We start from the raw sequence: 12,305 nt of genomic DNA, 5'->3' as shown, positions 1-12,305 counted from the left end.
GATGCCCTCCCGAACGTTCACTCCTGCCCCGGGAGACCTCCGTGAGCGCACCCGTACGCGTCTGGCTCAACCGCACCTACGCCGAGAACGTGTTCTTCATCGAGCAGTTGCGCGCCGCGCCGCGCCAGGTCGAGGTCCATGCCACCCATGTCGACGCCGACTCCCCGGTGCTGGCCGCCGCCGACGTCGCCTCGCTGGAACCCGACGGTCTCGCCCCCGACGAGTACGTGGCCTTCGCTCTCGAGTACTGCGCCCGCAACGCCGTCGATGTCTTCCTGCCCCGGCTCAACCAACTCGCCATCTCCCTGCACCGCAAGGAGTTCCAGGAGATCGGCACCGCGCTGGCCTGCCCGCCGGCCACCGCGATCGCGGCCTTCGACAGCAAGGTCGACGGGTACGCGGCCATAGCCTCCGCCGGCCTGCCGACTCCCCCCTGGTGGCAGGTGCGGACGGCCGACGAGCTGCTGGCCGCGGTGACCGCGATCGAGGCGGCGGACGGTGTGCCCTGCCTCAAGCCCGCCTCCGGGGCCGGCGGCGAGGGGTTCCGGGTCCTCACCCGCGAGCCCTTCGGACTGCACGCCCTGTCCGGGTGGCCGAGCGGCAAGGTCCAGCTCGACCAGGTGCTGGCCGCCATGGACGCCTCCGACACCTCCGTGGACCTGCTGGTGATGCCGTACCTGGAGGGTCCGGAGGTCTCGGTGGACTGCCTGGCCGACCTGGACGGCAGGCTGATCACCGCCGTCGGCCGCACCAAGCACCGCCGGCGGCGCAGCTTCACCACCGCCGCGCGGTACCTGGAGCCCGCCCGCCAGCTGGTCGAGACCCTCGGCGTGGCGTTTCTGTCGAACGTGCAGTTCCGGCACCACCACGGCGAGCCGGTGATCATCGACGTCAACACCAGACCGTCCGGCGGCCTGCACCAGCTGAGCCTCGCCGGCCTCAACCTGCCATGGAACGCGGTGCAGTTGGCGCTCGGCGAAGTTCCCGTCCCCGGGCCGGCCGACCGGCTCGCGGGCATCGAGTTCACCCTGGTGTCCGGAGTCCACCCGGTGCTGCCGCGCCAGGTGCCGCCCGCGCTGGAGCGCATCCCGGTGGCCTTCGACCTGGTCGACGCCCTGCCGGGCTGAGTCTGCGTCGGGCCGCGCCACCACTGTGGCGGAGCCGGCCGCGCGCTGCCCGTGAAGCCGGCGGCGCGGCGGCGGCCGCCGATCGCGGCCGGCCGTTCCCGCCCCCGCGGGAGCGGTCAGCCGCGCTCGGCGGCCTCGGCCCAGTCGGGGCCGTTCCAGTCCAGGGTCGGCTCCAGCACGCCCTCCAGGGTCAGCAGCCAGCGCTTCACCTCGATGCCGACCCGGCCGCCGCCGAAGCCGCCGATGCCGTCCGCCGCGACCACCCGGTGGCAGGGCACCAGCAGCGGTACCGGGTTGGCGGCCATCATCTGCCCGACCGTCCGGGCGGCCGCCCCGGGCTCCGTGGTTCCTTCGAACACCCCGCTGAGCGCGGCGAGTTCACCGTAGGTGATGGTCTGTCCGTACGGGACTTCGGTGAGCAGGGTGCGCAGCACAACCCGGTGGGCGTCACCGGTCCTGGACCAGTCGATCGGCAGGCCCAGCTCACGGCGGCGCCCGGCCAGGTACTCGGTGATCCGGCCCGTGACCGCGTCGATCTTCGCCGGGTCGGCGCAGAGCGGCAACGACGCTCCCGGCCCGGCGGGCAGGTAGCCGGACGTCACGACGCCCGCCGGTGTCACGGCGATCTGCATCGGGCCGCTGGGCAGCGGTGTTCCGACCGTGATCCACGTGGTCGACATGCCGGCCGCCCTGCCCTCGTCCGCCCGCTCCACGAGGCCCCCGCCCGGGTCCGCTCGACGCCGAGGCCCCGGAGGCGGGCCGTCGCGGCCGCCTCCGGGGCCATCGTACGACCGCCCCGCGGGCCCGCGGGGCGGTTCGCCGCCGGTCGTCGGCGGAGCCGGGTTACCGGCCTGGGATCAGTGCCGCATCTTCAGCTCCGCGGCGAGTTCGCGTGCCCAGTGCATGACCTCGTCCCGGTCGGCGGCCTTGCCGTCGCAGAGGACGCTGAGCTGCGAGTCGCTGAGCCGGTTCGGCCCCGGGATCTCCAGCAGGTAGGCGATCTCCGCCAGCATCGACGCAAGCCGCTGGGCGTCCGGGGCGCCGATCGCGACCGCCGTCTCATGGTGACCGATGTTGACAGAACCGGGCATCGCAGCCTCCTCCGTAGGCCCCCTTGTGCCCTCCACGGTACGGCCGTCGGCGCCGGCGCGCCCAGGGGTGACGGCGCTGCCCCTGGGCGGCGCCCCGGTCACGGAGCGGAGCGGTCAGCGCACCGGGGCCGGCCCCGGGCTCATCCCGGCCAGCTGCAGCCAGAGCCCGAACCCGGTGCGGTCCGCGGCGCCGGCCGAGTGCTCGGGTTCGGCCCGCCGGTAGCGGCCGACGTAGTCGTGGGCGGCGCTGACCGTCCAGGCCGGCAGCTCCTGGTCGATCAGCCGGTCCCACTTGGTGGTGGTGCGCTCGTCGTGGAGCTGGTGCAGCGGGAGGTGGCGGCAGGCGGCCCAGCAGATCAGGTCGGGTGCGTCGTCGATCAGCCGCCCGGGCCCGGTCCTGGCCGCCTTGGGGATCCCGGCCAGCGCCTGCCGGGCCGTGCGCCGGGCCTCCAGCGCCCGGAGCACGCCGAGCGGATGGACCCGGGGGTGGATCAGCGCGGCGTAGTGCGGCGAGGAGATGTCCGCCCAGAGCGCGTCCAGGCCGCTGTCGGTGGAGAGCAGGTGCGGCAGGTAGGGGGTGGGCGCGGTGGAGAGGCAGGCCAGTGCCCGGGTGACGTCCGCCATCGAGAACCGCGGCAGCCAGCCCTCCCGTTCGAACTCCTCGGCGAGCCTGCGCAGTTCGGGGCAGCGCCGAAGGCAGTCCTGGGCGGTGGCCGGGTTCAGGTAGAGGTCGGCGATGTCGTGCAGCCGCCGGACGTGCTCCCGCTCCGGGCTGGTGAAGACCTCCAGCCGGACGGTCGACCCGGCCAGGTGGGGCAGCCCGGACCGGGCCGCGGCCTGCGCCAGCAGGGTCAGCCGCTGGAACCCGTCGATGGACTCCGGCCGGGCCAGCTCGACCAGGCCGCCCCGGATCCGGATGCTCTCGGCGCCGAGCGCCAACTGCCCCACCCGGCCGAACTCCTCGGGCCGCTGCCGGAGCAGCTCGGCGAGCACCCGGTTGTGGCCGCTCCCGTGCAGGAAGCCGCGCCGGGCCCGGAGCGACCGGGCCGCCTCCGGCCCCGCCGCCAGACCGGCCAGCTCTCCGGCCGCCACCTGGAGCGACCAGCCCCGGTCGAACCGGGTGAGCCGCCCGGGCCGCAGGGCCAGGACCGGCCCGGCGAACGCGTCGTACCCGGGCAGCGGAAGTAGTTTGTCCACGTATCTGCCAACGGGCCACCGCCCGATCGGTTATGGCACCTGCCCCGGAATCTTGCGGACCGGCCGCGCGGGCGCCGCCGGTCCGGACGCCGGAGCACCCGGTGCGGGCCGCCCCGCCGGGCCGAGCAGGCCTTCGAGGTCTGCCGGCAGCCAGGCCCCCGCCGCCCCCGGGCGACTGCCCAGGTATGCCGCGATGCGCCCGGCCGACCAGCCGTGCCCCTCACGCAGCCCCCGGGCCAGCTGGCGCAGGTACCCGGCGGACGGCCGGTTGGGTTCGGCCTCCGTCCGCCGCCAGGGCGCGGTGAAGGTCAGCACCGGCAGGCCGTCCAGCCAGCCGGCGCAGAGCAGGGTCTCGTAGCGGCCCGGCCCCAGCCGGGCGCGGCCGTCCGCCAGCACCCCGGTCAGGTCGAGGTCGGTGCCGGGTGGGCGGGCCGTCTCCTGGGCCGCGATGTCCGAGAACTGCCCGGCCGACAGCAGGTAGGCACGGGCCGGCATCTCACCCGGGTCGAGCGGGTCGTAGAGGCCGCAGCCGCCGGTCCAGACGGCGGATTCCAGCGCGAAGTAGAGCTGTCCGGGCAGCAGGACGGGCACCGCGCGCTCCGGTGGCCGGGCGTCCCGGCAGCCGGGGTAGGTGCGGGCCGCCCCGACAGGCCGGCCCCCGGCGAGGTAGCTGGTGAACCGGTCCAGGCACATGTTGGAGGCGTAGGCCGCGTACCAGACCCGCCGGCCGGGGGCGGGGCCGGACGCGGCGGTGGCGGGCGGCGGCGGCGTCATGATCCCGCACCGCCCACCCGCTTCACCCGGTTCACCCGGTTCACGGGGCGGGACGTCCCGACACGGCCGCTGCCCGCCGGGCCCACCTGGTCGTCCGCCCTCAGGCCAGCAGCTTGTCCTTCGCCCGCTGGTACTCCACCTCGGTGAGCGCGCCGCTGTTCTTGAGGTCGGCGAGCTTGGCGAGCTCGTCGACATGGCCGGACGGTCCGCCACCGCCACCGTCGGGGGCGGCCGCGTCCCGCACGTAGGCCTTGAACGCGGCGTCGGTGCGCCTGGCCTGCTCCATGTCGCGCTCACCCATCGAGCGGCCGCGTGCGATCACGTAGACGAACACGCCGAGGAACGGGAGCAGGATCACGAAGATCGTCCAGCCTGCCTTGCCCCAGCCGCCCAGGTCCTGGCTGCGGAAGATGTCGCTGATGATCTTGAAAAGCAGGAAGAACCAGAGGACCCAGAGGAAGAACTCCAACATGGTCCAGAACAGATTGAGCAGCGGGTAGTCGTCCATGGTGCTCCCGTCCCAGCCGGCCACCGTATTTCGGTGGACGGTCAGCCAACAGCGCCGCCGGTGACGCACGCACGGCACTAAAACGAGTCATATCACCACATTTCTTTCACGGCATTTCCCCGTGTCCGGTCCGGCGGGCGACGACGACCGGTTCACCCGGAAGGCTCAAGCCACCGTGCCGATCACGCCTCCAGCGCAGGGAATGGGAGCAGCACACCGACCCGGTCGGCCCCGAATCCGCCAGACCGTCCGCCGGCCCTCCGAGGCGTACGGGCGGAAAACCGACCAGTTCCAGGGAGGGCTCCGTGGGCGACGCCGTCGGCCAGATGCTGGCCTCCGCGGTCGGCATCGCGATCAGCCCGCTGCCGCTGATCGCGGTGATCCTGATGCTGTCCACGCCCAAGGGGCAGGCCAACGGCTCCGCGTTCACCGCCGGCTGGGTGCTCGCGCTGGCCGCGGTGGTGACGGTCGTGGTGCTCGCGGGATCCGGTGTCACCACCCACACCGGGAAGCCCACCTGGTCGTACTGGCTGAAGCTGGCGCTCGGTGTGGTCTTCCTCCTGCTCGGCGCCAAGCAGTGGCGGGGCCGCCCGCGGGAGGGCCACGTCACCGAGCCGCCGAAGTGGATGCGGGCGATCGACCGCTTCACCCCGGGCAAGGCGGCCGGCCTGGCGGCCGCGCTGGTCGTGGCGAACCCGAAGAACCTGGCGCTCGCCGTGGGCGGCGCGGCCTCCATCGCGACCAGCAGCGCCTCGGTCGGCGGAAAGACGGTGGCCGCGGTGCTGATGGTGCTGGTGGGTTCGCTGTGCACGCTGCTGCCGCTCGGTGTGCGCCTCCTCGGCGGCGACCGGTCGGCCCAGGTGCTGGGCGGCTGGAAGGCGTGGACGGCCGCCCACAACGCGGCCGTCATGATGGTCGTCCTGGTCGTCCTCGGCGCCAAGTACGTCGGGGACTCGATCTCCGGTCTGACCACGTGACGCCCCCGCGCACCGTGCCCGGCCGACATCCGGCCGCCCGTCCCGGCCTCCGCGCGGAACACCCCCACGGCCGGTGCGCCGCCGGCCACCACGGTGCGGCGCCGTGAACGGGCGGGACGCCGCGAAGCCGCGCCCCGGCGCCGGACCGCCCCGGCCGCGGTTCGACAGGCCGACCACGGCCGACGTCGGATCGGGTTTCGTGACCGGCCTGTTCTCGATCCCCGAGGGCATGGCGTACGCGGCGATCGGCGGCTTCAACCCGGTGGCCGGGCTCTTCTCGGGCGTCGTCCCGGCGATCGTCGGCTCGCTGACGGCCCGTACCGTCCTCATGGTCACCACCCTGACCAGCGCGATCGCGCTCACCGCGCAGAGCGTGCTGGACGAGGCCGGGCTGGACCCGCTCGACCCCGGGAACGTCGCCCTGATCTCGGTGATGGCCGGGGTGGTGATGCTGCTGATGGGCCTGCTGCGCTTCGGCGTGGTGCTGAGCTTCGTCTCCAACGCCGTGATGACGGGCTTCGCCACCGGCATCGCCGTCCAGATCATCACCGGCGTGCTCCACGACGCCACCGGCTACCAGCCGCAGGGCCACAACAGGATCGCGCGGTTCTACGACTGGCTGACGCACCTCGGCAGCTGGGACTTCGCCACGACCGCGGTGGCGGCCGTGACCGTCGGTGTCTGGGCGCTCGCCCACGCCGTACCGCGGCTGCGACCGGTCGCGCTGCTGGTCGCCATGGTCACGGTGGGTGTCGCGGTGGCGCTGCTCGGCACCGATGTCGAGCTGGTCGGGAGCATCGCCGACATCCCCTCCGCGCTGCCGCACTTCACCGCCCCGCACTGGTCGGCGCTCCCCTCCCTCGCGGGCGGCGCCCTTTCGATCGCCCTGGTCGCCCTCGCTCAGGGCGCCGGCATCTCCCCGACCGTGCCCAACCCGGACGGCTCGAAGCCCGACATGAACCGGGACTTCACCGCCCAGGGCCTGGCCAACCTGGCCGGCGGCCTGTTCCAGGCCCTGCCGACCGGCGGCTCGCTGTCCCGCACCGGGGTCGCCGTCGCGGCCGGTGCCCGGACCCGCTGGTCCGGCGTGTTCTCCGGGGTCTGGCTCGCCCTGATCGTGCTGACCCTCGCCCCGGCGGCCGAGCGGATTCCGATGCCGGTGATCGGCGGCCTGATCCTGGTGGTCGGCGGCGAGCTGATCTGGGGGAAGCGCCACGACATCCTGCTCGTCCTGCGCACCTCGTGGACGTCGACGGCGGCGATGGTGCTCACCTTCGTCCTCACCACCCAGCTGGCGCTGCAGCAGACCATCATCGTCGGCGCCGTGCTGTCCCTCCTGCTGTACTGCGTCCAGGCGGCCCGGCAGGCCCGGCTGCGCGCGATCCTGCCGACCGGCGACGGCCACTGGCGCACGGCGGCCCCGCCGCCCCGACTGCCGGCCGGCGAGGTCACCGTCCTCGAATACACCGGCGTCAGCCTGTTCGCCGAACTGCCGCACATCCAGGCCGACTGGCCGGACACCACCGGTGCGGACCGGGCCGTACTCGTCCTGCTGGTCCGCGGCATCCCGGACGTCCCGTCCTCCGCGGTGATCAAGTGGCTCGGCAGTCGGTCGGACGAACTCGGGCGCCAGGGCGGCCGGCTCGTGCTGGCCGGGGCCACCCCGGCCTTCGAGCACGTGATCCGGGCCACCGGCCTGATCGAACGCCTCGGTGACGACGGCCTCGTCCCCGCTGCCCCCGTGCTCGGCGCCTCCCTCCAGGAGGCCGTCGACCTGGGCGAGCGGTGGATCGCCGAGGGCCGCGACCCGGACCGCCCTCCTTGACCCCCTCCCCCCGAACCGCCGTCCGGCCCCCCGAGAAAGGACCCACCATGACCACCAACCCCACCCCGCCCTACCGGGCCCCCGCCGCCTCGTCGAACAGCGGATGGGTCACCGGCCTCGCCCTGTTCGCCGGTGTCGTGATGCTGGTCAACGGCATCCTCGACATCTTCCAGGGGATCGTCGCCGTCATCGACAACGACCTCATCGTGACCACCCCCAACTACGTCTTCCGCTTCGACGTGACCTCCTGGGGCTGGGTCCACATCGTCATCGGCGCCCTGGTCGTCCTGGCCGGCGTCGGCGTCCTGCGCGGCGCCCTCTGGGGCCGCATCGCAGGTATCGTCCTCGCCTCGGTGAGCGCGATCAGCGCCTTCATGTGGCTCCCCTACTACCCCGTGTGGAACATCATCGTCATCGCGCTCGACGTGTTCGTGATCTGGGCCCTGTGCGTCTACCGGGACGACGACCGGGCCTTCTGACCCGGCCGTCCGACCCGGTCTTCGCCACCGGGCGAACCCGCCGGCGTCAGCACCGGCACCCAGGACGCCCCGGGCCGTCGCGGCCCGGGGCGTCCCACGCTCACCGGTGACGGGTCACGTCCCCGTGCTCACTGCCCCGGGACGAGGTGCCGGCGCCCGGCGATCTGCTCGAAGATCAGGTTGGTCCGGGTCTGCGCCACCGCCGGGTGGGTGGTGAGGTGGTCCACCACGAAGTCGCGCAGGGCGTCGGGATGCGCGAGGGCGACGTGGAGCAGGTAGTCGTCGGATCCGGCCATGTGGAAGACCGCCACCACACCGGGCATGTCCGGGGCGGTGTCGCGGAAGCTCTCGTTCTGCTCCCGGGTGTGGGCCCGCAGCCGGACCGAGATCATCGCCTGCAGCGGGAGCCCGATCGCGGCCGGGGCGATCTCGGCCCGGAACGCGCGGATGACCCCGCGCTCGCGCAGGGCGCGCACCCGGGCCAGGCAGGTCGAAGGGGCGATGCCCACCGCGTCCGCCAGCGCGTTGTTCGGCGTGCGGGCATTGTCGGCGAGGATGCGCAGGATCGCCCGGTCCACGTCGTCGAGGGGCGCCTGCCGGGCGTGAGGATTATTCGGCACGAAGCCCAGGGTCTCCGCCCGCACCGATGATTCGCAAGAGATTTCGCCATCATTTCGAATGTTCTTCGGATTGCTTCCCTCCCAGGTGCCACAGGTTCCATCCTGACTCCCGAGCGGATCGGTCACCGCCGGCCCACCGGCCTCCCCGGCGAGGTCCTCCGACCCAGCCGAACCGGGAGCGCCGCACCATGAGCCGAACCGACACCCTGACCGTGCCCGCGGGCCGCGACGAGCCCGCGCTGCCCGAGGCCCGCACGGCCCCCCTGGACGCCGCCGGGCTCCGGAGCCCCGCCCAGGAACCCGACGTCCGCGACTTCGAGCTCCCCGCCGGCGGACTGGACGACGGGCAGCGCCTGCGCGCCCTCGACACCATGGACGCGTACCTGACGAGCAAGCGCCGCTACCTGCTCGGTTACCAGGCCACCCAGGAGATGGGCGGCAGCGCCTTCGACCTCGGCCGGTTCATGCACCACAACATCAACAACCTCGGCGACCCGTTCCAGAGCGGCGGCTACAAGCCCAACACCAAGGTCGTCGAACGCGCCGTCCTCGACTACTACGCCGCCCTGTGGCACGCCAAGGGACCGTACGACGCGGCCGACCCCGAGTCGTACTGGGGCTACGTGCTGTCCATGGGCTCGACCGAGGGCAACATGTACGCGCTCTGGAACGCCCGGGACTACCTGAGCGGCAAGGCGTTGATCCAGCCGCCGGCCGCCACGCCCGACGGCACCCCCCGGTACCTGCGGGCTGCGGCCGAACCGGGCAACCCCAACGCCCACCGCCCGGTGGCCTTCTACTCCGAGGACACCCACTACTCGTTCGCCAAGGCCGTCCACGTGCTCGGTGTCGAGACCTTCCACGCGGTCGGCACGGAGCAGTACCCGGACGAGTGCCCGCTGGCCGCGCCCACCGCGGCGCAGTCCCCGGCCTGGCCCGCCGAGGTGCCCTCCCGCAAGGGCCCCTCGGGCCACACCTGGGACGGCACCGGCGAGATAGACATCGACGCCCTGGCGGTGCTGGTCGAGTTCTTCGCCGCCAAGGGGCACCCGATCTTCGTCAGCCTCAACCTGGGCAGCACCTTCAAGGGCGCCCACGACGACGTCCGGGAGGTCTGCGAGCGCCTGCTGCCGATCTTCGAGAAGCACGGCCTGATCCGCAGCGAAGTGGCGTACGGCAAGGACCCGAGCACCGGTGAGCCGCTGACCGACCTGCGCCGGCGCTTCTGGATCCACGTCGACGGCGCCCTCGGCGCGGGCTACGCGCCCTTCCTGCGGATGGCCGCCGCCGACCCGGCCGGGTTCGACTGGGCCCCCGACACCACGCTCCCCGAGTTCGACTTCGGCGTCACGCTGCCCACCCGTGAGTTCGGCGACGTGGACATGGTCTCCTCGATCGCCATGAGCGGCCACAAGTGGCCCGGCGCGCCGTGGCCGTGCGGGATCTACATGACGAAGGTCAAGTACCAGATCTCACCGCCGTCCCAGCCGGAGTACATCGGCGCACCCGACACCACCTTCGCCGGCTCCCGCAACGGCTTCTCGCCGCTCATCCTCTGGGACCACCTCTCCCGGCACTCCTACCGGGACCAGGTGGACCGGATCCGCCGGGCCCAGGAGCTGGCCGCCTACCTGGAGCAGCAACTGCGCCTCCTGGAGCTGGAGAAGGACATCGAGCTGTGGCCCGCCCGCACCCCGGGCGCGATCACCGTACGGTTCCGCAAGCCCAGCCCCGAACTGGTCGCCAAGTGGTCCCTGTCCTCCCAGGACGTCCTGCTCGTCCCCGGCGACGAACGCACCCGGCGCAGCTACGTGCACGTCTTCCTGATGTCGTCGGTCGACCGCGCCAAGCTGGACGAGCTGCTGGCGGACCTCGGCAACGACTACGCCGTCCTCGGCCGGGGCTGACCGCCGGGCCCGGGACCACATCCGGTCCGCGTACGCGGGCGGCGCCGGTACAGGGTCCGAGGCTTGCCAGCTGCGGATCGTGGCGCGGTCGCGGGCCTTCCTGCCGTGTGACGCCTGCGCTCGGCGTCACACGGCAGGTTCCGCCGGCCGGCCACCGGCCGATTCGCGCCGTCCCGGCCACTCGCCCTCGGAATCGGGCGACCGGCGACCGGCGACGGGCGGTCAGACGATGAATCCCTGGAGATCGACGATCACGTCGGTCGAGCCGGCGTTGTTGTACACCTCGATGTAGCCGTCGGAGTCCACCGGCACCAGGGCGGAGTCGGGCACGGTGGCGCCGGGGGTGACGTTGAGGTTGGAGGCGTCGGTCCACGACCTGCCAGGTGTGAAGACCTTGAGCCAGCTGACCTGCGTCGGGTTGGTCGCCGTCAGATTCACCAGGACAGCCGAAACGCCATCAGGTACTCCGGTCGTACCCCGGACCTTGACCTTCAGCCTGCCGCCCGCTCCCAGCGCCTGGCCGGCGATTCGGGTGTCCACCAGGCGGGTCGGTCCGGTGGTCAGAACTGCCTTGCCGGAGGCGTCCTGCAACGAACTGGAGTAGTAGCCCTGGATGTCGGCGATGAGGTGAACGTTCCCCACGTGGTTGTAGAGCGTGATCGTGCCGTCGGGGTTGATGGGGGCGGTGACCTGGTTCGCGACGGTCTGCCCGGCGGCGAAGTTGAGATTGGAGGTGTGCGGGGGCGACATGTTCGGGGTGGCTGTGACGAAGCTGCTCTCGGTACCTTCGGTCGCGGTCAGATTGACGACCGCGATCGCGGCCTCCTCGGGGAGCATCCCGGGGCCGCGGACCGGTACCGTGATGGCCTCGTTCGGCCCTATCTTCCGGGCGAGGCCACCAGTGCCGTTACGGGTGTCGAGGGCACGGACGATGTTCTGCGCGGTGCCCAGCCGCAGCGCCCAGCTCCGGGGCTCGGGAGTGAAGTAACCCAGGATGTCAACGACGAGGTCGACGCTTCCGGCATGGTTGAAGAGGGAGATCGTGCCGTCCGGGGCGACCGGCACGAGCACGGCGTTGGCGACGTCGTGGCCCGGGGTCACATTCACGTTCGACACGGTCGGCACGGCCCCGCCGGGGAACGCCGTGAGGTGGGTCGCATCGGTGGCATTCGTGGCAGTCAGGTTGAGCAGGACAGCGGTCACCTTGCGGTCGGTCGGCACCCCGGAGACTCCGGTCACCTGCAGCTTGAGCACGCCTTCGGGACCGACCGCCCTGGTCGGGGCGCCGAAACCGATTCGGGTGTCGAGGAACCGCGTGGGGTAGTAGAGCGGGATGTAGCCGCTGCCGACGCTGATGTCCCGTGAGGTGGTGCCTGTCCGACCGTGGTCATCCGTGATCACGTGCGTCACGGTGTAGGTGCCAGGCGCCGCGTAGTCGTGCGGGTAGGAAGTCGAGTTCGCCGCTACAACGGTCACCGTTCCATCACCGAAGTCGATGGTGTTGGTGACGACCGGGTACGTGCTCTCCACGTCGCCCCAGGTGCTGGCGCTGACCCGTAGCGGTCGGTCAGGGACCTCGTAGCCAGGCTGGATCAGGGTTACCGAGAGGTTCGGCTGAATCGAGGTGTCGGCAAAGGCCGGAGACGCCAGCGGCAGCCCGCCGGTGACGGACAGGACGAGGGCAGCACCGGTTATGACGCGCGCTCCGCGCACGGAATCCTCCTGCGTGATCTGATGTCGAAATTGGATCTTGTCAGGAGCCTCGGACAACCGAAGCGACCAGGGCACAAGGTGACGTCC

The 12,305-nt window shown here is 72.3% G+C and carries 12 protein-coding genes; 5 read left to right on the top strand and 7 right to left on the bottom strand.

Features of this window, described 5'->3' with window-relative positions; genetic code table 11:
* Positions 1–41: 41 nt before the first annotated feature.
* Positions 42–1,127 carry an ATP-grasp domain-containing protein gene (locus OG689_RS23295; RefSeq protein ID WP_266322849.1) on the top strand — a complete coding sequence of 362 codons (1,086 nt, stop codon included), beginning with the start codon at positions 42–44 and terminating at the stop codon, positions 1,125–1,127.
* A gap of 116 nt (positions 1,128–1,243) precedes the next feature.
* Here OG689_RS23295 and OG689_RS23290 read toward each other — a convergent pair whose 3' ends face one another.
* The 5 genes from OG689_RS23290 to OG689_RS23270 form a co-directional block, all read right to left on the bottom strand.
* Positions 1,244–1,807: a methylated-DNA--[protein]-cysteine S-methyltransferase gene (locus OG689_RS23290; RefSeq protein WP_266322848.1), complete on the bottom strand. Its 564-nt coding sequence runs from the start codon at positions 1,805–1,807 to the stop codon at positions 1,244–1,246.
* A 177-nt stretch (positions 1,808–1,984) separates the two neighbouring features.
* Positions 1,985–2,218 (bottom strand): hypothetical protein, encoded by a 234-nt coding sequence (locus OG689_RS23285; RefSeq protein WP_266322847.1) that lies wholly within the window; start codon positions 2,216–2,218, stop codon positions 1,985–1,987.
* 114 nt (positions 2,219–2,332) lie between these two features.
* Positions 2,333–3,415, bottom strand: coding sequence for a hypothetical protein (locus OG689_RS23280; protein ID WP_266322846.1), 1,083 nt, complete (start codon positions 3,413–3,415; stop codon positions 2,333–2,335).
* Between the two features lie 30 nt (positions 3,416–3,445).
* Positions 3,446–4,189 carry a histone deacetylase gene (locus OG689_RS23275; RefSeq protein WP_266322845.1) on the bottom strand — a complete coding sequence of 248 codons (744 nt, stop codon included), beginning with the start codon at positions 4,187–4,189 and terminating at the stop codon, positions 3,446–3,448.
* Between the two features lie 100 nt (positions 4,190–4,289).
* A complete protein-coding gene (locus OG689_RS23270; protein WP_266322844.1) occupies positions 4,290–4,697 on the bottom strand; it encodes an SHOCT domain-containing protein in 408 nt (135 codons plus the stop codon).
* Between the two features lie 305 nt (positions 4,698–5,002).
* On the opposite strand from OG689_RS23270, the gene OG689_RS23265 reads away from it, so the two are divergent.
* From OG689_RS23265 to OG689_RS23255, 3 genes are all read left to right on the top strand, one after another.
* Positions 5,003–5,674 carry a GAP family protein gene (locus OG689_RS23265; protein ID WP_266322843.1) on the top strand — a complete coding sequence of 224 codons (672 nt, stop codon included), beginning with the start codon at positions 5,003–5,005 and terminating at the stop codon, positions 5,672–5,674.
* Between the two features lie 73 nt (positions 5,675–5,747).
* Positions 5,748–7,499 (top strand): solute carrier family 23 protein, encoded by a 1,752-nt coding sequence (locus OG689_RS23260; RefSeq protein ID WP_323189322.1) that lies wholly within the window; start codon positions 5,748–5,750, stop codon positions 7,497–7,499.
* Between the two features lie 47 nt (positions 7,500–7,546).
* Positions 7,547–7,978 (top strand): hypothetical protein, encoded by a 432-nt coding sequence (locus OG689_RS23255; RefSeq protein WP_266322841.1) that lies wholly within the window; start codon positions 7,547–7,549, stop codon positions 7,976–7,978.
* 128 nt (positions 7,979–8,106) lie between these two features.
* Here the strand turns inward: OG689_RS23255 and OG689_RS23250 are convergent, their stop codons facing one another.
* Positions 8,107–8,598, bottom strand: coding sequence for an Lrp/AsnC family transcriptional regulator (locus OG689_RS23250; RefSeq protein ID WP_266322840.1), 492 nt, complete (start codon positions 8,596–8,598; stop codon positions 8,107–8,109).
* A gap of 188 nt (positions 8,599–8,786) precedes the next feature.
* Between OG689_RS23250 and OG689_RS23245 the strand changes: the two genes are divergently transcribed.
* The gene (locus tag OG689_RS23245; protein WP_266322839.1) at positions 8,787–10,505 is read left to right on the top strand and encodes a histidine decarboxylase; all 1,719 of its coding nucleotides are present in this window, start codon (positions 8,787–8,789) and stop codon (positions 10,503–10,505) included.
* Positions 10,506–10,727: 222 nt separating this feature from the next.
* Here the strand turns inward: OG689_RS23245 and OG689_RS23240 are convergent, their stop codons facing one another.
* Positions 10,728–12,218 carry a PKD domain-containing protein gene (locus OG689_RS23240; RefSeq protein WP_266322838.1) on the bottom strand — a complete coding sequence of 497 codons (1,491 nt, stop codon included), beginning with the start codon at positions 12,216–12,218 and terminating at the stop codon, positions 10,728–10,730.
* Between the last annotated feature and the right edge of the window lie 87 nt (positions 12,219–12,305).

It is taken from the genome of Kitasatospora sp. NBC_00240 (assembly GCF_026342405.1).
Taxonomy (GTDB): Bacteria; Actinomycetota; Actinomycetes; order Streptomycetales; family Streptomycetaceae; genus Kitasatospora.
The sequence above is the reverse complement of the archived record's forward strand: the minus strand, read 5'-3'. Positions and strand labels throughout refer to the sequence as shown.